24 protein-coding genes and 1 tRNA gene are annotated in these 25,470 nt (G+C 75.5%); 8 read left to right on the top strand and 17 right to left on the bottom strand.

Annotated features, from left to right (window positions below):
- The first annotated feature begins 8 nt into the window (after positions 1–8).
- Positions 9–599, top strand: coding sequence for a TIGR03086 family metal-binding protein (locus HC251_RS06610; protein ID WP_219944513.1), 591 nt, complete (start codon positions 9–11; stop codon positions 597–599).
- An 89-nt stretch (positions 600–688) separates the two neighbouring features.
- Here HC251_RS06610 and HC251_RS06605 read toward each other — a convergent pair whose 3' ends face one another.
- Complete coding sequence (locus HC251_RS06605; protein WP_219944512.1) at positions 689–1,867, bottom strand: HNH endonuclease signature motif containing protein; 1,179 nt, start codon at positions 1,865–1,867, stop codon at positions 689–691.
- 299 nt (positions 1,868–2,166) lie between these two features.
- The gene (locus HC251_RS06600; RefSeq protein WP_219944511.1) at positions 2,167–2,901 is read right to left on the bottom strand and encodes a class I SAM-dependent methyltransferase; all 735 of its coding nucleotides are present in this window, start codon (positions 2,899–2,901) and stop codon (positions 2,167–2,169) included.
- An 83-nt stretch (positions 2,902–2,984) separates the two neighbouring features.
- Between HC251_RS06600 and HC251_RS06595 the strand changes: the two genes are divergently transcribed.
- Positions 2,985–3,392: a GNAT family N-acetyltransferase gene (locus HC251_RS06595; RefSeq protein WP_219944510.1), complete on the top strand. Its 408-nt coding sequence runs from the start codon at positions 2,985–2,987 to the stop codon at positions 3,390–3,392.
- 10 nt (positions 3,393–3,402) lie between these two features.
- On the opposite strand, the gene HC251_RS06590 is transcribed toward HC251_RS06595, so the two are convergent.
- The 11 genes from HC251_RS06590 to HC251_RS06540 all read right to left on the bottom strand — a co-directional run bounded on the left by HC251_RS06590 (position 3,403) and on the right by HC251_RS06540 (position 14,830).
- Positions 3,403–5,151: a DUF4214 domain-containing protein gene (locus HC251_RS06590; protein WP_219944509.1), complete on the bottom strand. Its 1,749-nt coding sequence runs from the start codon at positions 5,149–5,151 to the stop codon at positions 3,403–3,405.
- A 112-nt stretch (positions 5,152–5,263) separates the two neighbouring features.
- Positions 5,264–6,160, bottom strand: a complete 897-nt coding sequence (locus HC251_RS06585; protein ID WP_219944508.1) for a GNAT family N-acetyltransferase — start codon at positions 6,158–6,160, stop codon at positions 5,264–5,266.
- 44 nt (positions 6,161–6,204) lie between these two features.
- On the bottom strand, positions 6,205–6,351 hold the full coding sequence (locus tag HC251_RS06580; RefSeq protein WP_219944507.1) for a hypothetical protein: 147 nt from the start codon (positions 6,349–6,351) through the stop codon (positions 6,205–6,207).
- A gap of 829 nt (positions 6,352–7,180) precedes the next feature.
- Positions 7,181–7,267: transfer RNA gene (locus HC251_RS06575), tRNA-Leu, on the bottom strand.
- Positions 7,268–7,295: 28 nt separating this feature from the next.
- Positions 7,296–8,174: a hypothetical protein gene (locus HC251_RS06570; protein ID WP_219944506.1), complete on the bottom strand. Its 879-nt coding sequence runs from the start codon at positions 8,172–8,174 to the stop codon at positions 7,296–7,298.
- A 72-nt stretch (positions 8,175–8,246) separates the two neighbouring features.
- Entirely contained in the window at positions 8,247–9,119 is an 873-nt protein-coding gene (locus HC251_RS06565) for an alpha/beta fold hydrolase (protein WP_255566621.1), read from the bottom strand.
- Positions 9,120–9,142: 23 nt separating this feature from the next.
- Positions 9,143–9,991: a 4,5-DOPA dioxygenase extradiol gene (ygiD, locus tag HC251_RS06560; protein WP_219944505.1), complete on the bottom strand. Its 849-nt coding sequence runs from the start codon at positions 9,989–9,991 to the stop codon at positions 9,143–9,145.
- A gap of 81 nt (positions 9,992–10,072) precedes the next feature.
- A complete protein-coding gene (locus tag HC251_RS06555) occupies positions 10,073–11,836 on the bottom strand; it encodes an amidohydrolase family protein (protein WP_370651275.1) in 1,764 nt (587 codons plus the stop codon).
- 118 nt (positions 11,837–11,954) lie between these two features.
- Positions 11,955–13,130: a class I SAM-dependent RNA methyltransferase gene (locus HC251_RS06550; protein WP_219944503.1), complete on the bottom strand. Its 1,176-nt coding sequence runs from the start codon at positions 13,128–13,130 to the stop codon at positions 11,955–11,957.
- 97 nt (positions 13,131–13,227) lie between these two features.
- Entirely contained in the window at positions 13,228–13,545 is a 318-nt protein-coding gene (locus HC251_RS06545; protein WP_219944502.1) for a hypothetical protein, read from the bottom strand.
- Positions 13,546–13,792: 247 nt separating this feature from the next.
- Positions 13,793–14,830, bottom strand: coding sequence for a PD-(D/E)XK nuclease family protein (locus HC251_RS06540; RefSeq protein ID WP_219944501.1), 1,038 nt, complete (start codon positions 14,828–14,830; stop codon positions 13,793–13,795).
- A gap of 59 nt (positions 14,831–14,889) precedes the next feature.
- On the opposite strand from HC251_RS06540, the gene HC251_RS06535 reads away from it, so the two are divergent.
- Entirely contained in the window at positions 14,890–15,762 is an 873-nt protein-coding gene (locus HC251_RS06535) for a lysophospholipid acyltransferase family protein (protein WP_219944500.1), read from the top strand.
- A 40-nt stretch (positions 15,763–15,802) separates the two neighbouring features.
- A complete protein-coding gene (locus tag HC251_RS06530; RefSeq protein ID WP_219944499.1) occupies positions 15,803–16,846 on the top strand; it encodes an NAD-dependent epimerase/dehydratase family protein in 1,044 nt (347 codons plus the stop codon).
- A gap of 52 nt (positions 16,847–16,898) precedes the next feature.
- Here the strand turns inward: HC251_RS06530 and HC251_RS06525 are convergent, their stop codons facing one another.
- A complete protein-coding gene (locus HC251_RS06525) occupies positions 16,899–17,567 on the bottom strand; it encodes a GNAT family N-acetyltransferase (RefSeq protein ID WP_219944498.1) in 669 nt (222 codons plus the stop codon).
- A 115-nt stretch (positions 17,568–17,682) separates the two neighbouring features.
- Here HC251_RS06525 and HC251_RS06520 point away from each other — a divergent pair, with 115 nt between their 5' ends.
- Both HC251_RS06520 and HC251_RS06515 read left to right on the top strand, forming a co-directional pair.
- Entirely contained in the window at positions 17,683–18,216 is a 534-nt protein-coding gene (locus HC251_RS06520) for a cysteine dioxygenase family protein (protein ID WP_219944497.1), read from the top strand.
- On the top strand, positions 18,216–18,626 hold the full coding sequence (locus tag HC251_RS06515) for a rhodanese-like domain-containing protein (RefSeq protein WP_219944496.1): 411 nt from the start codon (positions 18,216–18,218) through the stop codon (positions 18,624–18,626). The genes HC251_RS06520 and HC251_RS06515 overlap by 1 nt, the downstream gene beginning before the upstream one ends.
- On the opposite strand, the gene HC251_RS06510 is transcribed toward HC251_RS06515, so the two are convergent.
- The 3 genes from HC251_RS06510 to HC251_RS06500 are packed head-to-tail and all read right to left on the bottom strand — an operon-like array spanning position 18,557 to position 21,166.
- The gene (locus tag HC251_RS06510; protein WP_219944495.1) at positions 18,557–19,681 is read right to left on the bottom strand and encodes a WcbI family polysaccharide biosynthesis putative acetyltransferase; all 1,125 of its coding nucleotides are present in this window, start codon (positions 19,679–19,681) and stop codon (positions 18,557–18,559) included. The genes HC251_RS06515 and HC251_RS06510 overlap by 70 nt on opposite strands.
- Positions 19,681–20,655: a Ppx/GppA phosphatase family protein gene (locus tag HC251_RS06505; protein WP_219944494.1), complete on the bottom strand. Its 975-nt coding sequence runs from the start codon at positions 20,653–20,655 to the stop codon at positions 19,681–19,683. Before HC251_RS06505 ends, HC251_RS06510 begins: the two co-directional genes overlap by 1 nt.
- Before the next feature lie 4 nt (positions 20,656–20,659).
- A complete protein-coding gene (locus HC251_RS06500) occupies positions 20,660–21,166 on the bottom strand; it encodes a DUF501 domain-containing protein (RefSeq protein ID WP_219944493.1) in 507 nt (168 codons plus the stop codon).
- Positions 21,167–21,242: 76 nt separating this feature from the next.
- Between HC251_RS06500 and HC251_RS06495 the strand changes: the two genes are divergently transcribed.
- Both HC251_RS06495 and HC251_RS06490 read left to right on the top strand, forming a co-directional pair.
- Positions 21,243–23,000 carry a hypothetical protein gene (locus HC251_RS06495; protein WP_219944492.1) on the top strand — a complete coding sequence of 586 codons (1,758 nt, stop codon included), beginning with the start codon at positions 21,243–21,245 and terminating at the stop codon, positions 22,998–23,000.
- Entirely contained in the window at positions 22,997–25,453 is a 2,457-nt protein-coding gene (locus tag HC251_RS06490) for a glycosyltransferase (protein WP_219944491.1), read from the top strand. Before HC251_RS06495 ends, HC251_RS06490 begins: the two co-directional genes overlap by 4 nt.
- Positions 25,454–25,470: the final 17 nt, after the last annotated feature.

Genomic DNA, 25,470 nt, shown 5'->3' with positions numbered 1-25,470 from the left:
GTCCCCGCATGTCCGCCTTCGACATGACCCCCGCCACCGACCGGCTCGCCACGCTGGTGGCGGCCGTGCCCGACGACGTCCTCACCGGTCCCACCCCGTGCCCCGACATGAGCGTCGGCGACCTGGTCGACCACATCGCCGGTCTGAGCCTGGCGTTCACCGCGGCGGCCACGAAGGAGCCGCTCCCCGGCGGGCCGGCAGGACCGTCGGCCGACGCCAGCCAGCTCGCCGACGACTGGCGCACCTCGGTCCCGGCGCGGCTCCACGGCCTCGCCGAGGCCTGGCAGCGACCGGAAGCGTGGGACGGCATGACGATCGCCGGACCGATCGAGATGCCCGCCCCGGTCGCCGGGCTCGTCACCCTCGACGAGATCGTGGTCCACGGGTGGGACCTGGCCCGGGCCACCGGGCAGCCGTTCGCGGTCGAGCCCGACCTGCTGGAGCTCCTCCACGGGTTCGTCGCCCAGTTCACCGGCCCCGGCAAGGAGGCCGACCGGGAGGGCCTCTTCGGTCCCGAGGTGCCCGTGCCCGACGGGGCCCCGCTCCTCGACCGGGTCATCGGCATGACCGGTCGCGACCCTGCCTGGTCTCCGACCTGACCACTCCCCCCGCCTCGGATGGTGCCTGGCACCTTCCGTGGTGCGTCGGTGAGCCCGCACATGGCGGGCTCACCTGGGGGTGTCGAGTGTCAGGCGGCGAGGGCCCGTCGGTCGACGGGCTGGGATCGTCGCTTCCGTCCGTCGGGGGTGGTGACGATCACCGTCGCGTCGGGTCGCAGTTCGATGGTCCATCCGGGGCGGTGGACGACGCCGTGGTGGTAGCGACACAGCAGGACGAGGTTGCGGGGGTTGGTGGGGCCGTGGTGGGCGATCCACTCGGCAATGTGGTGGCCGTCGGTGACGTGGGTGGGTCGGTCGCAGCCCGGGAACCGGCATCCGCGGTCTCTGATGCACAGCGCTTGGAACAACGGGGCGGGGATCGTGCGTGTCGAGCGTCCGTAGTCGAGGACGGTGCCATCGGCCCGGGTGATGACCCGGTGGATGTTCGCATCACACGCCAGCCGGCGGGCGGCGTCGGCGGTGATCGGGGTCCCGTCGTCGAAGCACCCCTGCCCCCGGCCTGAGGTCAGCTCCTCGAGCCCGATGGTGATGTTGACGTGGGGCCGGTGCCGTCCGCCCTTGTGATCGGACTGGTGGTCGAGGAAGAAGCTGAAGATGTCGGCCAGGCCGTCGTGACGCCGCTGCGCAGGTGTCCGCTCGTCGTCCTCACCGCGCCTGCCCATCACCAACCGGAGGGCGGCCTGGGCGGCGTGGAACGCTTCGGGTTCGAGGTTCGCGTCCAACCGCCCCCCGTTGAGCGTCGGTGAGAGGTGGGCGGAGCGGTCCGGGTCGGGCTCACCAGACGGCTCGTCGTCGACGGTCTCCTTGGCGTGGGCGGCCCAGGCCTTCATGGCCACCACCGTCCCGGTGACGTCGAGCTCACCCAGGACCCGGACGAGGTTGTCCTCCTCGGCCTGGAACAGTGGTGCGGTGCGGTCGTTGAGGTTCGCCACCACCGCGGCGACGTGCCCACCCGAGAGCGAGCCGTCGAGCCACGCGCCCTGGAGGGCGGGGAGGCGTTCGAGGCGGCGGGCGGTCTTGGCCATCCGCTGGGCGTCGTGGGCGGTCATCTGCCCCTTGACCCGCAGCCAGGTGGCCATGGTCGGGCAGCCGTCGGCGGTGTCGTGCTCGTTGGTGGCCTCGAACCGGCCGACCGCCTGGGAGATCTTGGCGTCGAGGCGATCACGCAGGACCAGGGCCTCTTCGAGGGCGTCGCCGTCGACCGGGATGTCCAGGTCATCGATGGTGGTGGCGAGCGCCTCGAACATGACACTCATGGTACCCGGCAGACGGGAACCAAACCCCGGAAACCCAAGAAATGTCTGTGTTTCCGGGCTCCTGTGTGGCGCTGAGAGCCGACGCAGGTCGGTTGTGGTCGGTTGGACCGGAAACACCGACGGGGCGCTCAGAACGCCACACAGCGTCCCACCGGGAACGGCACCAGAACCCGCCTGCCGCACCGCCCACCGAACCGCAGCCACTCCACCAGCCCGCAGCCCCACCGCCGTACGAGCAGTCGGTACGACCGACCCGCCGCGACGACGACCAGCCGGGGCCCGAGAACAGGTCAGCCCCGACGCACCCTCGCGGCGAAGAAGATCGGCACCTCGGAGTACAGCGGCTGCTTCGCCGAGAGCGTGCCCGTGGCCCGGGGCTCGGCTGCCTGCTCGAGCACGAAGCCGGCGCCGGCCAGCGCGTCGAGGTAGGTGGCGAACGTGCGGTGGTGGTTCCCCGCCCGCCGCACGCCCTCGGGGTTGGCCGATCGCCAGAAGCGCTCGTCGAAGTAGCCGGTGATGGCGACCGCGGGACGGCCGTCGGGCGTGGTGGTGGCGACGGCGTCGGGGACGAGCGTGCACGGGTGCCCGATCACGAAGACGAACCACCCGCCGGGCCGGAGCACTCGGGCCACGGCGGCGAGGGTGGCGTCGAGGTCGGGGATGTCCATCAGGCCGAGCTGGCAGGTCGCCCCGTCGAACGCGGCGTCGGCCAGGGTCGCGAGCGTCTGGGCATCGTCGACCACGTAGGTGACGTCGCTGCCGGCCGGCACCTCGTGGCCCTCCGCCCGCGCCACCATCGCCGCCGAGGAGTCCACGCCGACGACCCGGGCGGCACCGGCGGCGGCGACGGCGCGGGTCGCCAGACCGGTGCCACAGGCGACGTCGACGATCTCCCGGCCGGTGACCGGCGGCAGCAGCGCGAGCAGCGTGGCGACGGCCGTCTGGTGCGGCCCGCTCCCGGCGGTGAGCAGGTCGTCGTACCAGCCGGCGATGTCCGACCAGCTCGGCCCCTCCCCGTCACCCACGCCCGGATCATCGCGCCGATCGGACCGCCGAGGTCTCGCATTCTCCTCGTCCCCGTCGGGCACACCCCTGCGAGGCTCATCGGGTGGACGACGACATCACCTGCACCTGGCGGGGCCCGATCACCGACGCCGAGATGGTCGACCTGGTGACCTCGTTCGGCGGCCAGGCCGAGGCGGGCTGGTGGGATCGGGTCCACCCCCACAGCCTCGGGTGGGTCGCGGCCCGCGACGGCGAGGGAGTGCTCGTGGGCTTCGTCAACGTGGCGTGGGACGGCGGCGACCACGCCTTCCTCGTCGACACCAAGACGCGCGGTCCGGCCCAGCACCGTGGCATCGGCGCGGAGGTGGTGCGGCATGCCGTGGAGCACTCCCGGGCGGCAGGCTGCTCATGGCTCCACGTCGACTTCGAGCCGGCCGGTCTGGCCCGCTTCTACATCGACGCCTGTGGCTTCACGCCCACGAACGGGGCGCTGATCCGCCTCACCCCCTGAGCGGGGTGCGTCAGGGGAAGCGGCGCTGGGCCCGGTCGAAGTACTCGGCGCTGACCGCCAGGTCGCGGGCCAGCACGAGGTCGCCCCGGTCCTGCACCCGTGGCGCCCAGAAGGCGAGGTCGCCCGCGCTCGCCGCCCGGCCGAGGAGCCGGTCGTAGAGCATCGCCACCCGTCGCCGGGCCGACTCGTCGGTCTGGAGGAACGACAGGGCCACCGCCGGTCGGCCCCGTGCCGCGGCCTGGGACACCCAGAAGGCCCGGCCCGACGCGTCGGCCGGTCGACCGAGGAGGGCGCGGTAGAGGTCGTCGACCCACGTGCCCACCGTGCCGCCCCCGCGGCCGAGGAAGTACTCGTTCGATGCGTAGAACCAGGCCGCCGTCTGGGCCACCGTCCGGCGGCCGCTGCGGATCTCGCCCACCCAGAACGCCACGCCGCCGGGATCCCCGGGTCGGCCCAGGGTGTCGACGTACATGCGCTGCACGATGGCGGTGACCCACTCCTCGGAGGTCGACAGCCGGCCCATGTAGGCGGCGCGGGTGACGCGCCCCCGCCCGAGGTCGGCGCTGTGGTCCCACAGGTCGCGGGGCGACGGGTCCCGCTCCAGGAGGTCGTGGTGGGCGGCGATGACGAGCCGCTGCTGGGCGGCGTGCGGGTCCCGCACCGGGGGCACGGCGGCGGGGTCGACGCGCCGGATCCGCGTCCCGTCGGCGATGAGGAGAGCCCCCTGGGGGGTCACCGTCACCCCGAAGGGCTGACGCAGCTGCGCCGACCGGGCGGGGCCACCGTCGCCCTCGTCGCCGGCGATGCCCGTGCCGGCGATCGTCTCGATCTCCCCGGTGAGGCTGCTGATGCGCCGGATCCGGCTGTTGAAGGCATCGGCGATGTAGACGTTCCCGGCCCCGTCGACGTCGATCCCGCCGGGGAAGTTCACCAGGGCGTCCACCGCCGGGCCCCCATCCCCCGTGCTGCCGGCGACGCCGTGGGTGCCGGCGATGGTCGAGGTGATCCCGGTGCGGGCATCGACCCGGCGCACGCGGTGGAAGGAGTACTCGACGAAGTAGAGGTTGCCGGCCGGGTCGACGGCGATGTCGAGGGGGACCCGGGCGGCGACGGCAGTCGCCGGCCCGTCGTCGAACGAGCCGCCGAGGCCGACGCCCGCGGCGGTGGAGATCATCCCCGCCGGCGTCACCTTGCGGATGCGGTACCCGAAGGTGTCGGCGATGAAGACGTTGCCCGAGCGATCGACCGCCACCCCGCTCGGGTGGTAGATCTCCGCGGTCGTGGCGAGTCGGGCGTCGCCGTTGTAGCCACCATCGCCGGTGCCGGCGACGGTCGTGATGATGCCGGTGGTGGGGTGCACCCGCCGGACGCGGTGACCGACGTACTCGACGATGTACAGCGTGCCGTCGAGGGCGACGTCGACGGCCTCGGGACCGGCCAGCTGGGCGGTGGTGGCGAGCCGAGCGTCGCCGTTGTAGCCCCTCGTCCCCGTCCCGGCCACGGTCGTGATGATCCCGGTGGCGCTGTCCACCCGGCGCACCCGGTGGTTGAAGGAGTCGGCGATGTACATGTCGCCGTCGGGCCCCAGTGCGACCCGCTTCGCCCCCCAGATCTGGGCGGCGGTGGCGAGGCCCCCGTCGCCACCGAAGGCGTGCGCACCGGTGCCGGCGACGGTCGTGATCGTCCCCGCGACCGCGCCGACCGGAGCCGGCGGGGCCCCGACCGGGATCAGCACGGCTGCGCCCAGCAACGCCGCCACGACCCGAGCCACTGCCCGCGTACCCGTCATGCGCCCGTCTCCACTCTGCGCGGCCGCCCGACCGCTGTAGGTCCATGATGCCCCATCTCGGTCCGCTCGGCCGGGCGACCGCCTACCGGCCGGCTCCGCCCGTCCCGCGGGCGACGACCACCGTGCGCCGGTGGGGGACGAAGCCGACGTCGAGGTAGAGGCCCCTCGACGCGGGGTTGCCCGGTTCGAAGCAGATCTTGATGCGCTCGGCCCCGGCCGCCGCCAGCCGATCGATGCCCGTGGTGAGGATGTGGCGGGCCAGCCCTCGGCGCCGGTGGTCCGCCTCGGTGCGCATGGGCTCGACCAGTCCCGTGGCCGTCACGGGGTCGTACCAGAACAACCCGTAGGCGGCGACGCCCTCGTGACGGTCGTGCACCACCAGGTCGAGGTCCGGGCGGTACAGCGAGGTCTGGCGCAGCCGGTCCTCGACGTCGGGGTGGTTCCGCTCGGGGCTGATCATGTGGTGTGGGCGCCCCACCGTGTCGACGCGGCGGGACAGCCGGTAGCCCTCGGGCGGCGCGCTGACCTCCGGCCGAGCATCGGTCGCCATCCAGGTCTCGACGACCCCCTCACCCTCGACCGCGAACCCGTGACCGACCAGCACCTCCCGGAGGGCGTCGTCGGCGGCGTCGACCTCGAGGCTGAGGGCACCACGCCCGAGGGTGCGGGCGTGGGCGAGCCCGCGCTCGACGACGTGGGCGAGCCAGTCGGGATCGGCGTCGGGCATGACGATCGGGGCGAGCTCGGTCCGACCGGGCACGTCGGTGACGATCACCGCCGCGTCGGGACGCCCGAGGTGATCGACCCAGAAGAGCTGGGGGAGGTCGTCGGTGGGGCGCGGGATCCGCCACGACCACTGCATGTCGGCGGCCTCGTGGAGCCCAGCCGTGGGGTGCGCGCTGCGGACCCGCTGGAGGAGGACGGTGACCTCGGCGAGGGCCTGGAGACCGGTGCGATGCGCCTCGAGCACGGACGGCATCACCTGAACCTACGGAGTGGCGCCGGTCGTGTCCCCTGACGGCGCTACCAGGCCACCTCGTCGATCGCCGGCCACGGTGGACCGTCCCTGAGCACGTCGAGGAACGCCACCCCCGATCGCCTGCCGCTCGGGTGCTGGTCGTCGCGGCTCCAGCGGTGGGTGGCGACGATCGCCAGCACGACCCCCGCCACGCGCCGACCAGGCCCTGGTCGACGTCCGCGTGGCGCCGGCTGACCTCGTCGGGCACCCACCCCAGGTCGTACTCGAGCGGGCCGCGGGCGGTGTTCTCGAAGTCGATGAACAGCAGCCCGTCGTCCGTGTCGAGCACGTTCCACGGGTGAGGTTCGCCGTGCAGCAGCTGCTCCGGGGCGTTCCGGTCGGCGGTCCATCGGCTCACGCCGCTGAGCGTGCGGGCCAGCAGCGCCCGGTCCGCATCGGCGAGGTCGGGGGTCACGGCCCGGCTCTCCACGTCTCGCTGGGTCGCCGCCACGCGATCCATGACGTGCGGCGTCGCCACCTCGACCTGCCGCAGACCGGCGTGGAGCCGCTCGAGGCCCTGGGCGTACTCGGCCGGCGGCCGCGCTCGCGCCGGCCGCGGCGGGAAGGAGGCCCACAGGGTGATGGCGAAGCCGTCGTGCACGACGATGCGTGGCGCGACGCGGGGATCGAGGCCGGCGACCGGGCTGCCCGTCGGCGTGAGCCGGCGCACGAGCTCGACCTCCCGCTCGGCACTGGCGTGATGCTCGGCGTGGTGGGCGACCGACGCGACGCGGGCGACGGTGTCGCACGGCGTCAGCCGGACGACGAGACGGTTGGAGTCGCTGAGGACGTCCGCACCGTCGACCGCCAGGCCGAGCGCCGACGCGGTCGCCATGGCCGCCGCCACCCCACGCCGCGCCTGCGCTCCTTCCATCCCCGTGTGCCCTCCGGGACCAGACGGTACCGCTCCGGCTCCGAGGCGCCGCCAGCCGTCTCCTCGCACCTCGCGACGATCGGGCCCGGACCTGTGGGGTGTCGAGGTGCCCGGGGCGGGGGTCGAACCCGCACGGTGCGCAATGCACCCGAGGGGTTTAAGCCCTCTGCGTCTACCGGTTCCGCCACCCGGGCGGGTCGCGCCGACGAACGCTAGGCGAGGTCACACCATCCCGTTGGCCCGCAGCACGCGGATGGCGTTGGCGGTGAGGTGGCCGCGCCACTCGAGGGCGGCGGCCGGCGAGTAGGTGGTCCACTCCACCGGCCAGCCGCCATCGGCCTGCTGCTGGCCGGCGAGGCGCGCCAGGTCGGCGTCGATGGTCTCGGGTGCGAGCAGGGCCCGGGCCGGGCGGTCGGGCCGGGGGGCCAGGTCGAGCGGGCGGAGGCACTCCCCCTCCGCCCCACCGACGACCGGCAGGATCCCGTCATCGGGGACCCACCGGCCCAGGTGGGCGAGCACGTCGCTCGCCCCGGCGGCGTCGGCGGCGCGGATGGCGAACCCGAGCACCAGGGCGAAGGGCTCCTCGTCGAGCGACCGGGCGGCGTCGAGGCACCACTCGGTGGCCCGGGCCAGCCACGGGTGGGCGGCCACGGCCGGGTCGACGGCCGCCAACCGGTGGGCCTCGGCCACCACCACGGCGGTGATCTGGAGCGACGGCTCAGCCGGGTCGGCGTCGGCCCAGAAGGGGGCGACGCCGACCCGGTCGTCGACCGGGAGGGCGAAGGGCAGGGCCCCGCCGTCGAGGGCGACCGACCCCAGCCAGTCGCACAGCTCCGCGGCCCGCGACGAGACCGGCGCCCCGGCGTCGGCCCACGCCTCGAAGGCGTGGAGGGCGGGCCCGGGCTGGCTCGTGCCGTCCCGCAGGTCCGGTTCGAGCCCCCAGCCGTAGCCGCCGTCGGGGTTGCGGTAGCCCTCGACGGCGGCGGCGAGGCGCCGGTGGTCGGCGTCCGACCCGTGGAGCAGGCAGGCCAGGCGGTGCCGGTCGAGCACCCGCCCGTGGGTCGCGACGAACCGCTCGGCGGCGACGAGGTCGATGTCCATGCCCCCGATCATGCGCCGTCTCGGGCGCTGCGGGCTTGGACGGATCGGACGCCGGTGCGCCGACCGGGGATCTCAGCCCGAGAGGTCGTCGAGGAAGCCGAGGATGGCGTCGTTGAAGGCGTCGTTGCGATCCCCGGCGACCATGTGCCCGGCCCCGTCGACCCGGGCGTAGCGGGCGTGGGGCACCAGCTCCTGGAGGTCGGCGGCGCCCTCCTCCTCCAGCAGGTCGCTGCGGGCACCCCGCACGAGCAGGGTCGGGACGGTCAGGGCCCGGGCCGCGTCGCGGAAGCGCTCCTCGTAGCCGAGGACCCGCGTCTCGTCGGCGACGTCGTGATCGGTCAAGAAGCGCGGGTCCCAGTGCCACACCCACCGGCCGTCGGACCGCTGGCGGACGTTGCGGCGCAGGCCGTCGAGGTCGGTGGGGCGGGGCCGGTGCGGGTTGTAGGCGGCGATGGCGTCGGCCACCTCGTCGAGGGAGGCGAAGCCGTCGGGGCGGGCGAGCATGAAGCCGGTGATGCGGTCGACCCCCTTCTGCGAGATGCGGGGTGCCACGTCCACCAGGACCAGGGCGCGGGCGGCCGGCACCATGCCCTCGCCCACCGCGACCAGCGAGGCGATGCCCCCGAGCGACGCCCCGACCAGGACCGGTCGCCCGCCGAGGTGGTCGGCGACGAGGGCGGCGTCGGCGGCGAAGGTGTCGATGGCGTAGGCGCCGTCGGGGGCCCAGCTGCTCTCCCCGTGGCCCCGCATGTCCATGCTCGCGGTGCGCCACCCGGACCGGGCCAGCACGCCGGCCGTGCCCCGCCAGGCGTGCCGGGTCTGACCGCCGCCGTGGAGCAGGAGCACCGTGGGACCGGCGACCGGGCCCTGGACGTCGACGACGATCGTCAACCCGGGGGCCGTCTCCAGGGCCAGCCGCTCGATCGTCACCTCGTCGTCCGCCATCCGGGCGACGCTACCGACCGGGGTCAGGTCTGCGTGTCCTCGGGCGGGGTGTCGGTCGGCAGGGTCGGGGGTGTCCCGCCCCCGGACGGGGCCGTCAGGTCGGGCGCGGCGCCGACGGTGAAGGCGGTCATCGACAGCGAGCCCATCACCCGGCCCTCGACCAGCACCTCGGCGGTGTCGCCCGACGCCGCCGCCGCCCCGGCCAGGTACAGCAGCGGGAGGAAGTGGTCCGGGGTGGGCACCGCCAGCCCGTGGTCGGGGTGATCGGCGAGGCGGCCGACCGCCCCGGGGTCCGAGGTCATGAGGCCGATGGCGGCCTCGTCGAAGCGGTCGGCCCACGCCTCGCCGCCCTCGGGGCGGTGCCAGTCGACCAGGCCGAGGTTGTGCACGACGTTGCCGCTCCCGAGCAGGAGGATTCCCTGGTCCCGCAGCGGCGCCAGGGCGGCGCCGAGGGCCAGGTGCTCGTCGTAGGGCTTGCGCAGGTCGATCGACAGCTGGACGACGGGCACGTCGGCGTCGGGGAAGGCGTGCACCAGCACCGACCAGGTGCCATGGTCGAGGCCCCAGCTGTCGTGGTCGAGCCCCACCCACGTCGGCTGGGCCACCTCGGCGACCTCAGCGGCGACGTCCGGCGCGCCCGGTGCCGGGTAGCTCACCGCGAACAGGGCGTCGGGGAAGCCGAAGAAGTCGTGGATCGTGCGGGGGTGGGCCATGGCCGTGACCGCGCACGCCCCCACGTACCAGTGGGCCGACACCACCACGATCGCCCGGGGCGTGGGGACCGACGCCCCGAAGGCGCGCCAGGCGTCGGTGTAGTGGTTGCGCTCCAGGGCGTTCATCGGGTTCCCGTGGCCCAGGAAGGCCATGGGCATGCGGGTCCCCGGCGAGGCGGAGGGAGATCCCGGGCCGTCGTCCACGACCCGGGGTCTACACCTCTCGGCGGCGGTCCGCTCCTACACGGCCTGGGGGCCGCGCACGAGGCGGCCGGGGCGCTCCCCGGTGTCGGTGTCGTGCTCCCTCGTGACGACCCCCGCCACCATCGTGGCGACGTAGCCCTCGGCCGACTGGAGGATGCGGCTGGCCCCCGTGGGCAGGTCGTGGCGCAGCTCGGGGGTGTTGATGCGGAGCCGTTCCATGTCGATGACGTTCAGGTCGGCCCGCAGGCCCTCCTTCACCAGCCCCCGGTCGGCCAGCCCGTAGAGCGACGCGTTGCCGTGCGACAGCTTCTTCACCAGCAGCTCGATCGGCAGCCGCTCGCCCCGGCTGCGGTCGCGCCCCCAGTGGGTGAGGTGGAACGTCGAGGCCGAGCAGTCCGAGATCAGGTTCACGTGGGCCCCGGCGTCGGACAGACCGGTGACGGTGTGCTCCTCGAGCAGCATCTCCCGGCACACGTCGAGGGTGCCGTTGACGAAGTTCGACCCGAGGATGGCGTAGAACGCCCGGCCCCCGTCGGCGAGGAGCAGGTCGTACATGTGCTCCTCGGGGCTGAGCCCGACGGCGAAGGCGGTGGCCGCCACCGACTGGTCCATCGTCGGCTCGTAGTCGACCGGGTCGGTCAGCGGGAACGTCAGGGGCAGCGCCACCGAGAACAGGGCCGACAGGTTGTCCGACAGGTCGGGGCTGGCGGGGGTCGTGGGCTGCTCGGCCAGGATCGCCGCCTTCACCTCGGGTCGGCACATCTCGGCGACCCGCTCGGCCAGGGGCAGGCTGGCGATCTTGTCGTAGGTCGGGCGCCCGCGGAACAGGTGGTAGGTGTCGAGGCTGGTCATGATGGTGACCGAGCGCGGGATGATCTGCGGGCGGAGGTCCGAGCCGGCGGCGTTGGCCTCGGCGGCGGCGTCGATGACCGTCCGCCAGTGGTCGGGGCACTCGAACAGCTGGGCCACGGTGAAGGTGACGGGGCGACCGCTGTGGCGGGACACGTCGTCGAGCAGCGGGATCTCCTCGATGGGCGTGGCCCGCTCGCCCCCCAGCCCCTCGAGCGAGCCGATGGTGCCGGCCACGATGGCCTCGAACACGCCGTGGCCGGCCCGCTTGAGCGCCTCGGCCAGGGCCAGCAGCTCGTCGCGGGCGGCGAAGGTGCCGGGCACGGGCTCGCCGGACACCGAGCGGTGGCCGATGGTGCGCGACGTCGAGACGCCCAGGGCACCGGCGCGGAGGGCCTCCTCGGTGAGCCGGGTCATCTCGGCCAGGTCCTCGGCGGTGGCGTCCTCGTTGGCCGCACCCCGCTCCCCCATCACGTAGAAGCGGAGGGCGCCGTGGGCGATGTGGGCGCCGATGTCGAGGGCGTACTGCCGGGCGTCGAGCAGGTCGAGGTACTCGCCGAAGGTCTCCCATCTGCCCCAGGGCATGCCCACGTGGAGGGCGGCACCGGGGATGTCCTCGACGCCCTCCATCAGGTCGATGATGGCGTCGTGGTCGGTGGGGCGGACGGGGGCGAAGCCGACGCCGCAGTTGCCCATCACCAACGTGGTGACCCCGTTGCTGGCCGAGGGCTCGAAGGCGTCGTCCCACGTGGCCTGACCGTCGTAGTGGGTGTGGACGTCGACCCAGCCCGGGGTCACGATGCACCCCTCGGCGTCGATGACGCGCCGGGCCGGCTCGTCGACCTCGCCCACGGCGACGATGCGCCCGTCGCGCACGCCGACATCGCCCCGGACGGGCGGCGCACCGCTCCCGTCGACGATCGAACCGCCCCGGATGACCGCGTCGAGCATCGTCGACCTCCTGCGTCGCTTTGTGGAAACGGGTGTGACCATATCGCTCGGAGCGCGACGGTGCCCGTCGACACACCCCGGGGGGCCACCACGACCGCCCCGCCCCGCCGGGCCCGGGTCAGCCCGGCGGGCGGGCCATCAGGTGCACGGGGGTGGAGCCGGCGCGGGACCGCCACACCGGCTCGCCCCGGAGCCCGGCGGCGTGGGCCAGGCGGACGTCGGGCACCAGCAGGGCGAGACCCCAGCCGGGGAAGCGGTCGGCGACGACGTGGCCGAGCCGGGCGTAGACGTCGCGCACGTCGCCGGCCCGGCCGGCGGCGAGGCGACCGCCCCACGGCGGGTTGGAGATGATCCACCCGGGCGGCCCGTCCGGGGCCACCAGGGCCGACACCGAGCCCTCGCCGACGTCGATCCGGGGCGCCACCCCGGCCCGGGCGGCGTTCTCGGTCATGGCGGCGACGGCCCCGGCGTCGCGGTCGCGGGCGACGATGGGGGCGACGGGCGCCTCGCCCTCGTCGGCCCGGTCGTCCCGGACGGCGGCCTGGACCGACGCCCACGTCCCGGGGGCGAACGAGGGCCACCGCTCGAGGGCGAACGGGCGGTCGGCGCCGGGGGCGATGCCCGCCGCTCGCCGGGCGGCCTCGATCGGGATCGTGCCCGAGCCGGCGAAGGGGTCGACCAGGGCCTGGTCGGGGGTCCACCCGACGGCGGCCAGGGCGGCGGCGGCCAGGGTCTCCCGCAGCGGGGCCTTGCCCGCCGGTCCCCGCCAGCCGCGGTGGTGGAGCGGCGCTCCCGAGCTGTCGACCCGGACGGTGAGGCGGTCGCGATCGACGCGGACGACGACCAGCTGGGCCGGGTCGGTCCCACGAGCGTCGGCGGCGCCGGGCGGGGGGCCGAGGGCGAGGAGCCGGCGGAGCCGCTCCTCGATGGCGCCGGTGTGGTGGAGCTTCGACCGGTGGCTCGTGATGCGGAACCGGACGGGACGGCTGCGGTCGAGGTAGGGGGCGAGCTCGACGGCGTCGATCCGCTCCTCGAGGGAGGCGAAGGTCCGGGCCGTGAGCTCCCCCGCCTCGACCAGGATCCGGGTCGCCGTGGCCAGCCGGACGTTGGCGTCGTAGAGCTGTCGGTCGGTGAGCCGGGCGGCGAGGGCCCCGGTGCCGGCGGGCCGGCTGCGGATGCCCAGCGCCTCGAGCTCGGCCGCCACCAGCGCCTCGAGCCCCGGGAGGCAGACGACCACCGCAGCCACCCGGTCGGGGCGTCGTCGGCGCCCGGGAGGAGCCGCATCAGGAGCCATCGGACCAGCGACCCTACCGGCGCCCGCCCCGCGCCCTCCTGTGCCGGCCGTCGCCGATGACCCGACGAGACAGCGGGCGTGGCGCCCGACCTACCCATCACGCCGCCTCGGCCGACGCCGTCGAGGCGGCCAGGACGGCCTCCCACAGCAGCGTGCGCAGACGGGTGGCGTCGGGCCCGGTCACCCCGTTGACGACCACGACCCCCTCGACCATGTCGGCGACCACGGCCTCGCGGGGCCGGCCGGTGACCTCGACCGACACCGTGGCGCCACCACCGGGCCACCGGCGGAGGGTGCGGGAGGCGCCCGGCCGACGGGGTGGGCTGCGGAAGGCGGGGACGACCAGGCCCCGCGCTCGCGCTGCCCCGCCGAGCGTCCGGGCGACGGCTGCGAAGTGCAGGGCGGTGGCTTCCATGCCCCGCAGTATGCGGACCCCCCGCGACAGTGAAGCCGCCCCTGGTCAGCGCACCCGGCGCCGAGGGCGGGGCGGTCCGGCGGTTCTGAGCCACAGCCTGGCCACTGGTGGCCGACGCCTGGCTCAGAACGACCCCAGACCGCCCGCCTCACCGTTCTGAGCCACCAAGAGGCCACCGGTGGCCGTTCCCTGGCTCAGAAGCGGTCTGCCGGTGGCCGCCACCACGCCGAGGGGCCGCATCGGCCGGCTACCAGGCGTCGTCGGCGGCGTCGCGCTCGTCGAGGTAGGCCTGGCCGGTGGGGCACCCGGGCCGGGCCCGGCACCACCGGCACAGCGGGGACGGGCGGGCCACGGGCGGGTGGTCGTGGTGGCGGATGGCGACCATCCGGCTGGCCCCGTCGACGACGCGGGCGGCGGCGGCCTCGAGCCCGCCGACGGTCACCTCCTCGACGTGCAGGTCACCGGACTCGAGGTACGAGGTGGCCACCGCCCGGGGCGGGACGCCCAGCCGCAGCGTCTCGACGAGGGCGTAGAAGCGCAGGTCGTCGCGGTGGGCCAGGGCGGGGCCGCCGGTCTTGAAGTCGACGATGACCTTGCCGGCGGTGCGCCCCTCGGCCCGACCGATGGCCAGGTCGACGCGGCCCGACAGGGTGACGCGCCCGCCGGCCAGGTCGGTGCGGACCTTCACCTCGGTCGCCGGGCGCCACCTGCTCTCGAGCGGTGGCCAGACCTCGTCGTAGGCCGTGACCCGGGCGATGGCGTGGCCCCGGACCTCGGCCCGCTCGTCGTCGGGGCAGGTCCGCAGCCACTCGGCCATCCACTGCTCGGACCGCTCGAGGCTCTCCATGGCCGCGTCGACCAGGTCGGCGGGGGGCGGCAGGGGCGTGCCCGGTCGTCGGTTGATGCCCAGCTCGATGGCCTTGTGGGCCACGGCGCCGCGGACGACGGGCGGCGACACGGCGAAGGCCGGGTCCTGGTCCTCGGCGTGCCAGCGGGCCTCGCAGGCGTGGATCGTGGCCAGGGCGTGCTTGTTGACGAAGAGGGTGGCGCCGTCGGGCAGGGCCGACGCCGGGCCCGCGACCTCGTCCTCGAGCAGGGCCCGCAGCTCGGCGGCCAGCTCGGCGGGGAACGTCGGCCGCTCGGCCCGCCTGGCGCCGAGGCGGGCCAGGGTGTCGCGCTGGCGGGGCGTGAGGCCGTCGTCGGGCACGGGAGCGGCCGGGGTGCCCTCGGCGGGCTCCGACACCAGCCGGAGCGGGACCGCGTCGGCGGCGGTGGGGTCGCTCACGGCCCCAGGCTACGGCACCCCTGCGACAGGCCCCGGGACCGAGGCCTACGCTCGCGGCCATGGCCCGCCCGACCCAGGAGCGCAGCACGGCCCTCGTCCCCGTGAGCATCCCCCCGGCGGCCGAGGACCCGACGACCCTTCCCGATCCCCGCATCGGCGACGTCGACGAGTGGGGGCGCAGCGAGCAGATGCGCGAGCTGGCCCGCAAGATCTACGCCCCGCTCTACGAGCGGTGGTTCCGGGTCGAGTGGGAGGGCATGGAGAACATCCCCTCCGAGGGCGGGGCCCTGCTCGTCGCCAACCACGCCGCGGCGGTGCCGTCGGACGCCCCGGCGATCATGCACGGCATCGAGGTGGAGATGCAGCGGCCCGTGTACGGGCTGGCCGACCACTTCTTCCGGTCCGTCCCGGTGGTCGGCACCCTGTGGGCCCGCAACGGCGGCGTCGTGGCCCAGCCCGACAACGCCTACCGGCTGCTCCGCGAGCAGGGCCAGCTCGCCCTCGTCTTCCCCGAGGGCACCAAGGGCCCGGCCAAGACCTACGACGAGCGCTACCGGCTCCGTCGGTTCGGGCGCGGCGGGTTCGTGGAGATCGCCATGCGGGCGGGCGTCCCGATCATCCCCATCGCCGTCGTGGGCGCCGAGGAGTCGATGCCGACCATCACCCGCCTGCCCGCCGTGGCCAAGGCGCTCGGCCTGCCGTACTTCCCGATCACGGCCAACATGCTCGCCTTCGGTCCCCTCGGGGCCCTGGCCTACTTCCCGTCGAAGTTCACCATCCGGGTCCTCGAGCCGGTGACCTTCGACGTCCCGCCGGACCAGCCCCGGTACTCGCGCAGCCGGATCATGGACGCGTCCGAGGAGATCCGTCAGAGCATCCAGGAGGCGCTCTACGACATGCTCCAGCGGCGCCGGTCGGTCTGGTTCGGATGACGGCCCGGGCCGAGGTCGTGACCGCCGGACGGGCGGCGTAGTGGGTCGCCGCGTCCTCATCACCGGGCTCGGGACGTTCTGGGGTGGCCGGCTCGCCCAGGCCCTGGAGCACGAGCCCGACGTCGAGGTGATCATCGGCCTCGACACCGAGGAGCCCAAGGTCCGCCTGGAGCGCACGGAGTACGTCCGCTCGGACGAGAACTACTCGATCCTGTCCCGCATCGTGCAGGCGACGAAGGTCGACACGATCGTCCACACCTTCATGGTCGTCGACAGCACCCAGACCAGCGGACGCCGCCTCCACGAGATCAACGTCATCGGCACCATGAACCTGTTCGCGGCGGCCTCGACGCCGGGCAGCACGGTGCGCAACGTCGTGGTGAAGTCGGCGGCGCTGGTGTACGGGGCGACCGCTCGGGATCCCCGGTGGTTCACCGAGTCGATGAGCCGCAAGGCCACACCCCGCACGAGCATCGAGCGCAGCCTGCTCGAGGTCGACGGCTACGTGCGCGACTTCGCCATCGACAACCCGCACGTCGAGGTCACCCTGCTGCGGTTCTCCAACGTCCTCGGCCCGCAGCTGTCGACCCCGTTCAGCAAGGCCCTCCGGCTCCCGGCCGTCCCGTCGGTGCTCGGCTTCGACCCTCAGTTCCAGCTCGTCCACGAGGACGACGTGGTGCGGTCGCTCCTGTTCGCCATCGGCGAGGGCCGGTCGGGCATCTACAACGTCGCCGGCGACGGCCTCCTGCCCTGGAGCGAGGTGGCCCGGATTTGCGGGAAGCCCACCATCCCGCTGCCGTTCATCGGCACGAACCTGGCCGCCGAGCCGCTCCGCCGCATCGGCGTCGACATCCCACCCGAGCTCCTCGACCTCCTCCGCTACGGCCGGGGCATCGACAACCGGCGGCTCAAGGAGGCCGGGTTCACCTACCGGTACACCTCGGCCGGCGCCGTCCAGGCCTTCATCGAGGCCGTCCGGCTCCGCGGCACGATCGGCACCCAGGAGGACGAGTACCGCTACGAGGAGGACGTCGAGCAGTTCTTCCGCCACTCCCCCGCCGTCGTCCGCGACGTCGGCGAGTGACCTCGTCCTGTCGACGCGGCGTGAAGCCCACGGGGACCGACAGAGCCGGACGTCAGGGCGGGCCGTCGGGTCCGAGCCAGGCCATCTCGAGCTCGTCGCGACGCTCGTCCCACTCCTCGGCGGTGATGGCGTAGCGGACGTGGTCCTCCCAGACCCCGTTGATCTCCAGGTAGCGCAGGGCGGTGCCCTCGTCGCGGAGGCCCAGCTTCTCGGGCACCCGACGGCTCGCGGTGTTGCGGGGGATGATCGAGACCTGCAGGCGGTGCAGGCCCAGCTCCTCGAAGGCGAAGCGGGCCAGGACCACGACGGCCTCGGGCATCAGGCCCCGCCCGGCGACGGCCTGGTCGATCCAGTACCCGACGTAGGCGTTCTGGAACGGGCCCCGCTGCACGGTGTTGAGGTTGATCTCGCCGCAGAAGCGGCCCTCGTGGAAGATCCCGAACCCGTGGCCGGTGCCGAGGGCGCGCTCGCGCTGGCGCGCCGCGCAGCGCACGCCGAAGGCGTCCCGATCGGTGGTGGGGTCGGGGGCTCCGGCCTGGCGGCTGGGCTCCCACACGGTGAGCCACTCGTGGCAGCGGAGGCGGACCTCGCGCCAGCTGGCGAAGTCGGACAGGGTGAGCGGCCGCAGCATCACCCGTCGGCCGAAGAGCGCGGTCGAGCGCGGCTCGGGGGGCGCGCCGGGGCGACCGGCGTCGGCAGCACGGGTGCGTTCTCGGCGCATGGCGGGCAGCGTCTCCCCCTCTCCGGTCGTGCCGATCGACCGTAGCCGCGACCCACGCAGCCGTCCGGTGGCACCGCTTGCCCCATCCCATCAAACCCGATAGAAACACTCGGGTATGAGCCCTCGTCGTCTCTCCGCCACCGACCTGACCAGCACCGTCCGGCTGCTGGCGTCGTGCCCGGCGGCGTGGGCGGACCACGCCGAGCACGACCCCGACCATCGGCTGCACGCCCGGCTGACGGTCGGCGACGGGTGGGAGGCGTACCTCATCACCTGGCCGTCGGGCCACGGCGTCGAGCTCCACGACCACGGCGGCTCGGCCGGTGCCGTCGCCGTCGTGGCCGGCAGCCTGGTGGAGCTCGTGGCCCGCCGACCCACCCCGCGGTCGAGGCCGACCTCCCCCGCCCGCCACCGCCTCGGCGCCGGTACCGTGCGCCCCGTGCCGCCGGGTCGCGTCCACGACGTGCTCAACGCCGAGCGCTCCCCGGCCACCAGCATCCACGTCTACGGCCCGGCCCTGGAGACCATGACCTTCTACGACGACGGTCTGCGACCGGTGCGGACCGAGACGGTGTACCCGGAGCCCCCGCTCCTCGCCCTCGACGAGGTCGAGGACCTCCTCGGCCGCGCCGCGGCCTCGCCGTCCTGATGGCGGCGGCGGTCGACCGCCTCCTGGACGAGGCGCGGGCCGAGCTCGGCCCCCGGCCCGGACCCGACGACCTCGACCGGCTCGTCGCCGAGGGCGCCCTCGTGGTCGACACCCGCCCCGAGGCCGTCCGCCGCGCCGAGGGCGCGCTCCCGGGCGCCGTCGTCATCGAGCGCAACGTCCTCGAGTGGCGCCTCGGCCCCGACGGCGACCACCGCCACCCCGACGCCGGCGACCCCGGTCGCGTGGTGGTGCTCGTGTGCAACGACGGCTACGCCTCGTCGCTGGCCGCCGTGGCCCTCCGGCGGCTCGGCGTCCCGCGGGCCACCGACCTCGACGGCGGCTACCGGGCCTGGGCCGCCCGGCGCCCCGTCCACGCCGCGAGCACCGACCGCACCCGCCCCGGCCCCTGACCGCCCGCACCGGCGGGATCGGCGTCGCGGGCTGGACCGACACCGCCCCCGGGACCGGTGCCGCCGGCGGGATCGGCGGCACGGGCGGCGTCGCGGTCACCCGCGGGCTCGGCACGAGGAGCCGGGTCGAGGGATCGCCCCGAGTGGTGGCGGTCGAGCACCTCCACGACCGGGTCGAGGTCGAGGGTCGGGGGCTCGGCGTCGGGCGGGTCGAGGACCGCGGGGGCCACCAGCGTCTCGGGGTCGACGGCCCGGTAGGTCTCGAGCGAGAGCCGCACGAAGGTCGGCAGGTCGATGAGGCCGTGCGTCGCCGAGCGCCACACGTAGCCGCCCCGCAGGCCGATCTGGCGGGCGACCGCCGGGTAGACCGGCCACACCTCCGAGGTCGCCAGCAGCCCGTCGGGGAGGACCTGGTCCCACGGGAAGGCGACCAGGTCCGGGTCGGCGCCGAGGCGGCCGGCGGCCAGGCGGGCCAGGTGGATGAGGGCGTTCAGCCGCGGGTGGTTGTCGGTGAGCATGAACGGCTCGCCCTGGGCCAGGGGCAGGTACACCTCGCCCCACCCGAGGTCGCTGCGGTCCACCCGGCGCTTCAGCTCCTCGACCGCCGCCGGCCAGAAGGTCGTGTAGCCCAGGGCGTCGCACACCTCGGGCACGAAGGAGCCGACGATCTGCTCCTCGGTCAACCCCAGCCGCCACCCGCCCAGCACGAGGGCCGAGTTGTAGGGCCCGACGGCACCGGTCACCAGCACGCCGCCGTCGCGGAAGCCCACGTGGGCGATGTCGGGGTGGTACCCGAAGAACCGCAGGTTGGGCAGAGCGACCACCTCGGCGGGCGGCTCCCCGCCGTCGAGGATCCGGGCGTGGATCGACCGGTCGTTGAGCGTCACCCAGGCGTCGGCGTGGCGCAGGCGCTCGCCGGTGGCGGCCTCCGTCGCCGGGTCCTCGGGGTAGCAGGCGATGGGCTCGACGTGGTCGTCGGGCAGCATGGCGGCCACCGCGGTGGCGATGGCGCCGACGTGGCAGTTGCCGGACACGACGATGCGGCGGCCGGCCATCAGCCCGTCGCCGCCCGGTCGAGGACCGACAGGGCCAGGCCGTCGAGGATGTCGGCCTCGGAGACCACGATCTCGTCGAGACCGAGGGTCCGGTAGACCGCGACCAGGGCGCAGCAGCCCCCGACGATCACGTCGGCCCGGGCCTCCTCCAGGCCCGGGTTGTGGACGCGGTCCGCCCGGGACTCGGTGGCGAGCGTGCGGAACACGTCCTCGGCGGCCTCCTTGGTGAGGGTGAACCCGTGGATCCGGGACCGGTCGTAGGTGGCGAGGCCGATCTCGACGGCGGCCACGGTGCTGACGGTGCCGGCGAGACCGATGACGGTGGGCGCCGACGCCGCCCCCGGCATCTGGCGCAGCACGTCGTCGAGCCACGACTCGGCGTAGGAGATGGCGGCGGTGAGCTCCTCGGGCCGGGGCGGGTCGCTCTCGATGAAGCGCTCGGTGAGCCGGACGCAGCCGATCTCCAGGGACAGCGACGCGGTGACGGTGTCGGTGCCGTAGGCCAGCTCGGTCGACCCACCACCGAGGTCGAACACGAGGAACGGCCCGCGGGCCGGGTCGAGTCCGGCGGTGGCGCCCCGGAACGACAGGGCCGCCTCCTCGGTGCCGGTCAGCACCTCGGGGCGGGCCCCGACGACGGCCTCGGCGGCGTCGAACCAGCCGTCCCGGTTCGTGGCGTCGCGGGCGGCCGAGGTGGCCGAGATGCGGACGTTGCCCGCCGGCACCCCGTGGTCGTCCATCACCGTGCGGTACTCGCCCAGCACGGCCTGGGTCCGGGCCACCGCCTCGGTGTCGAGGGCGCGGGTCCGGTCGACGCCCGCTCCGAGGCGGGTGATGCGCATGAGGCGGGTCAGCGTCCGCAGGCCCCCGTCGCCATCGGGCTCGGCGACGAGCAGGCGCGTCGAGTTCGTCCCGCAGTCGATGGCGGCGACGGGTCCGGACGGGGCCTCGTGCTGGCGGGGTCGCTCGCTCACGGGATCAGTCTGGCGGGGCACCCGGCGCCCCGGCGACACGGTCGGGCGGGGCCGACCCGCCGACCTCGGGGAGGTGGGCGGCCACCCAATCGCCGACGGGGTCCTCGACGCCGGCCAGCCAGGCCGCGTAGTGGGCGTGGAGGCACTTGACGCCGGTGCGCGTCCCGGCCACCCCGCCCGACGGGCGGGGCCCGTCGTGGCCGGGCGGGACGGCGGCGTCGCGCTCGGCCGCGGCCCGAGCGTGGGCGGCGGCGAGGGCCGCGGGGTCGACCTCGGCCTCGGCCCGGTCGACGCCGCCGGCGCCCTCCAGGCGCCCGACCCAGGTCCGCTCGGGCTCGCCGACGAGCCAGTAGCGGGTGGGCATGGGCCGCCCGCTCGGGAGGACGGGCGCGTTCCGGATGACCAGGGGCCCGCCGTCGGGACGGCGGACCACGACCGCGAAGGCGCCGTCGGGCTCCCGTCCCAGCAGGGCGGCGACCGCCGCCCGATCGGCCTCCGTGGCGCGCTCCACGCCCCGACCCTAGGGGGGCGTCCCCCCCGGGCGGCACCCGGTGCCGTCATCGGCGGAGGGCGCCTAGGTTGGCCCCGTGCGCGCCTCTCCCCCCGCCGTCGCGTCCGACGGCCGTCAGGTGGTGATCCGCACCGCTCTGACCTCGGACCGGGACGACGCCCTGGCGCCGCTGGAGGTGCGGGTCCCGGCGGCGGCGGTCGACCTCCTCGACCCCACCGCCACCCCCGGGGCCGCCGTGCTGGCCACCATCGCCGCCGCTCGGGGCGAGGACCTGGTGATCGAGGGGCGGGTCGACGCCCGGGCCGCGGCCGGAGCCGCCGCCCTCGCCGGGCTCCTCTCGACCTGGTGGGGGACCGGGCCGGTGACCGTCGAGGTCGAGGAGACGATCACCGCCGCCGCCCCGGGGACCGGCGTGGGCCTGTTCTTCAGCCGGGGGGTCGACTCGTGGTCGACCCTCCTCGACCGGTTCGACGCCCCCGAGGGGGAGCGGGTGACCCACCTCGTGTGGGTCCAGCACGGCCAGCAGCCCGGTGACGGCGCCATCGAGACGGCGCTGGGCGAGGGGCACCGCCGGGTCGCGGCCGAGCTGGGCCTGGAGCTCGTCACCCTGTCCACCTCGGCCCGGGCCCACCTCGACCACCACCGCCGGTGGATCGACCTCTTCGGCCCCGTGCTGGTCGGGACGGCGCTGCACCTCGGCGCCGGCCTCCGCACCCTCGTGCTGACCGGGGACAGCGCCGCCGACGTCCACTCCCGCACCGGTGCCGACCCCGACGTCGTCCGGCTGCTGGGCCGGGAGGGGTGCGCCGTGGTATTGGGGAACCCCGATCGCTCCCGCGGCCAGCGGGTGACCCACATCCTCGGCTCGCCCCTCGCCCGGAGCACGTTGCAGGTCTGCTGGGAGGGGCGGATGGCGGGCAACTGCGGCCGGTGCCTGAAGTGCCTGCTCACCATGACCGACCTGGCCACCGCCGGCGACCCCGACCCGGCGGCCGGCTTCGACCAGCCCCTCGACGCCGACGCCGTCCGGGCCCTGCCGCTGGGGCCGGTGATGGCGCCGTTCATGGAGGGCCTCGTCGGCGATGTCCCGCCCCGGTACGAGGACGTCCGGCGGGCCTGGTCCGACGCCTGGGACCGGGCCCACGACGTCGAGCCCCGCCCGCGGTGGGGCGACCACGACCCGCCCGGCCTGGCCGGCCCGGGGGTGCCCGAGCGGGTCGCCACCGCCCTCCGCGCCACCACCGGCCAGGCCGTCGCCCCCGCCCCCGCCCCCCTGGGGTGGCGGCCCGGGGCGGTGCCGCTCCGGCCGTCGCTCACCCGTCACGACGAGGTGCGGACGCTGGTCGCGACGAACCCGGACCGCCCGTGCGCCTGGGCCGTGATCGAGCACCACGTCCGCGACGGGGCCGTCGACGGGCACCAGGTCGCGCTGGCGCGCCGCCTCGCCACGGTCCACGGCGACGGCCCCTGCTACCTGCCCGGCATCGTCACCGCGCCCCGCCAGCCCCCGGTCCTCGGCCCCGACGCCGTCGTGGCCCTCCTCCGGGCCAGCCGGGCCCGTCTCTGGTGGCGGCCCGACGGCGACCTCGAGCCCCTGCGGGTCGTCGAGGCGATCGAGCAGGGCTGCCTGCCCCTCCAGGTCATGCCGGCCGGACCGGCGCGGGACCTGGCCGCCGAGCTCCACCCCAGCCTGGCGCCGCTCGTCGTGGCCGAGGAGGCCGTCGCCACCCTCGACCTCTCGCCCGCCGGCGTGACCCGCCTCCTGGCGCCGGCCGCCGACCACCTGCTCGCCGGATCGGCCGAGCACGACCTCCTGGCCGGGGCCTACCGGTGAGCGACGACGACGCCGACACCGCCCGCCCCTCGCCGGTCGAGCGCGTCCGGGGCTTCGCCGCCCGCACCCGACGCCTGCCGGGGACCGTCCACGCCCTGGCCGCCTCGGTGGACACCTCGGGCGAGGCGCTGGCGGCCGAGCTGGCCGAGCTGCGGACCGCCCTCGACCGCATCGAGACCCTCACCTGGGCCGGCCGCCACGACACCCAGGGCGGGGTCGGCGCCGTGGGCGACGAGCTGCACCGCCTGCGCGCCCACGTCGACGCCGTCGGGGGCCGCGTCGCCGCCCTCGCCGACACCGTGGCCGCCCAGGCCACCGCCGTCGGCCGCACCGTCGAGGCCGGCCGGCGACGGGCGGCGGCCCTCGCCCTGCGGGACCGCCTCGGCCCGGCGCCGGAGCTGGCGCCCGGCCTGTCGGTCTTCACCCTGTGCTGGAACCACGGCGCCCTCCTCGGCGACGCCGTGCGCAGCGCCCAGGCGGTCCTCGACCGGCTCGACCCGGCCGAGCAGGGCGAGATCCTCGTCCTCGACGACGCCTCGACCGACCGCACCCCGGCGGTCGCCGCGGAGCTGGCCGCCGCCGACCCGCGTGTGCGGGTCATCCGGTCGGAGGTGAACCTGGGGCTGGGCCACGCCCGGTCGACCCTGCTCCACGCCGCCCGCACCCACCACGCCCTCCAGCTCGACGCCGACGACCTCGCCGTGCCCGCCGGCGCCGTCGACCTCTACCGCGCCGCCCTGCGCACCGGCGCCGCCGTCACCTACGGGACGGTCGCCCGGGCCGCCGGCGACGGACCGGCGCACGGCCCGGTGTCCAACGAGCCCCCGTCGCCGGCGTACTTCCGGTCCAACTACATCGGGACGATCGCGGTGAGCGACCTGGCGGCCTACCGCGAGATCGGCGGGTGGCCCACCGACCCCCTCCTCGAGCACGTGGACGACTGGGCCTCGCTCCAGCAGCTGATGGCCGACGGCCGGCTCGTCGCCTTCGTGCCCGTGCTGGCCGCCGTCTACCGCCAGCTCTCCACCGGGTTCCACCTGAGCGTGCCGGACCACCGGCTCGGGCGGGACCGCATCGCCCGCATCTTCGACCCCACCGGGCGGCACCGGGGCGACGACGCCCTCGCCGGGGTGGCTGCTGTCGCCCTGCACCCGGCGACGGGCCCCTTGTGGGCCACCCCCGAGGCCATCGCCCTCGACCCGTCCCTCGCCCCCACCCCACCCCCGCCGGTGCGGGTCGCGACACCGACGGCCCGGGTGCTGCTGGTCGGGCCGGGCGGGGTCGCCAACCTCGGCGACGACGCCATCACGGTGCGGGGCGTCGAGCGGGCCCGGGACGCCTTCGGCCCGGACGTGGCCATCGACGTGGTCACCGACGGGGCGCCGGCCACGGCCCTGGGCGGGGGGAGCCGGTGGCTGGTCCCCCTGCACGTGGCGGTTCACGGCCTCGACGCCGGGGTCCGCGACGGGCTCCCGCCGCGGCTGGCCGAGGCGGCGCTGCGGGCCGGGGTCGACACCGCCCGCTGGCGCCCGTGCGACCCCGGCGCCTACGACGCCGCCGTGTTCCTCGGGTGCGGGCTCTCGTCGCGCTGGGCCGCGGGGACGATGGTGCCCCGCGCCCTCCTGGCCGCCGCCCTGCGCCGAGCCGGGGTGCCCGTCGCCCTGTCCGGCCAGAGCTACGAGGTCGACGCCGCCGATCGGGACCTGCTCGAGGTCCTGCTGGCCGGGGCCGCGGCCGTCGGGGCGCGCGACGAGGCCTCGGCGGCGACGGCGACGGCGGTGCCCGGCGTCGATGCCGGCGTGGTCACCCTCACCGGCGACGACGCCCTCGGGCTGGCGCCGGTGCCCGTCGACGGGGCGGACTCGGGGTCCGACGGCGACCGCCCGGTGCTCGCCGTGACCCTGCGCCGGGCGGGCTACGTCGGCGACGGCACCGGCGGGGACGGTGCCGACCCCGTCCGACGCTGGGCCCTCGCGGCCGACGCGGTGGCGGCGGCGCGCGGGTGGGACGTGCTCGGGGTCGCCCTCAACAGCCAGGCCCCCGAGCCCGAGATCGCCACCCTCGCCACCCTGCGCGCCACCGTCCCGCTGCGGGCCCGGTGGCGCCTCGTCGACTGCGGTTCGGACCCGGCCCGCCTCGTCGCCGCCGTGGCCGGGGCCCGGGCGGTCGCGGCCCAGTCGTACCACGCCGCCCTGTTCGGCCTGGCCGCCGGGGTGCCGTCGGTTCTGGCGGCGGCCACGCCGTACTACGAGGCCAAGGCCGGGGGGCTGGCCACCCTGGCCGGGCTGCCGGGCTCGTTCGTCGTCCGCGACCCCGACGACCTGGCCGCCGCCCTCGAGGACGTCGAGGCCGCCCTCGCCCTCACGCCGGCCCCCCTCGCCGACGCGGCCAAGGCCGCCGACGCCTGGTGGTCCGCGCTGCCCGTCGCCGTGGGCGTGGCCGCCTCCCCCTGACCTTCTCGGAAGGCGTC

Origin of the sequence: Iamia sp. SCSIO 61187, from assembly GCF_019443745.1 — a bacterium.
Classification (GTDB): Bacteria; Actinomycetota; Acidimicrobiia; order Acidimicrobiales; family Iamiaceae; genus Iamia.
Note: the sequence above shows the minus strand (reverse complement) of the source record. Positions and strands in the feature narration are given on the sequence as shown.

Coding starts and splice junctions, on each gene's coding strand:
- HC251_RS06610 (WP_219944513.1), top strand. CDS start 9: ATGTCCGCCTTCGACATGACCCCCGCCACCGACCGGCTCGCCACGCTG.
- HC251_RS06605 (WP_219944512.1), bottom strand. CDS start 1,867: ATGTTCGAGGCGCTCGCCACCACCATCGATGACCTGGACATCCCGGTC.
- HC251_RS06585 (WP_219944508.1), bottom strand. CDS start 6,160: ATGCCGTCCGTGCTCGAGGCGCATCGCACCGGTCTCCAGGCCCTCGCC.
- HC251_RS06570 (WP_219944506.1), bottom strand. CDS start 8,174: ATGGACATCGACCTCGTCGCCGCCGAGCGGTTCGTCGCGACCCACGGG.
- HC251_RS06565 (WP_255566621.1), bottom strand. CDS start 9,119: ATGGCGGACGACGAGGTGACGATCGAGCGGCTGGCCCTGGAGACGGCC.
- ygiD (WP_219944505.1), bottom strand. CDS start 9,991: ATGCCCATGGCCTTCCTGGGCCACGGGAACCCGATGAACGCCCTGGAG.
- HC251_RS06555 (WP_370651275.1), bottom strand. CDS start 11,836: ATGCTCGACGCGGTCATCCGGGGCGGTTCGATCGTCGACGGGAGCGGT.
- HC251_RS06550 (WP_219944503.1), bottom strand. CDS start 13,130: ATGGCTCCTGATGCGGCTCCTCCCGGGCGCCGACGACGCCCCGACCGG.
- HC251_RS06545 (WP_219944502.1), bottom strand. CDS start 13,545: ATGGAAGCCACCGCCCTGCACTTCGCAGCCGTCGCCCGGACGCTCGGC.
- HC251_RS06535 (WP_219944500.1), top strand. CDS start 14,890: ATGGCCCGCCCGACCCAGGAGCGCAGCACGGCCCTCGTCCCCGTGAGC.
- HC251_RS06525 (WP_219944498.1), bottom strand. CDS start 17,567: ATGCGCCGAGAACGCACCCGTGCTGCCGACGCCGGTCGCCCCGGCGCG.
- HC251_RS06520 (WP_219944497.1), top strand. CDS start 17,683: ATGAGCCCTCGTCGTCTCTCCGCCACCGACCTGACCAGCACCGTCCGG.
- HC251_RS06515 (WP_219944496.1), top strand. CDS start 18,216: ATGGCGGCGGCGGTCGACCGCCTCCTGGACGAGGCGCGGGCCGAGCTC.
- HC251_RS06510 (WP_219944495.1), bottom strand. CDS start 19,681: ATGGCCGGCCGCCGCATCGTCGTGTCCGGCAACTGCCACGTCGGCGCC.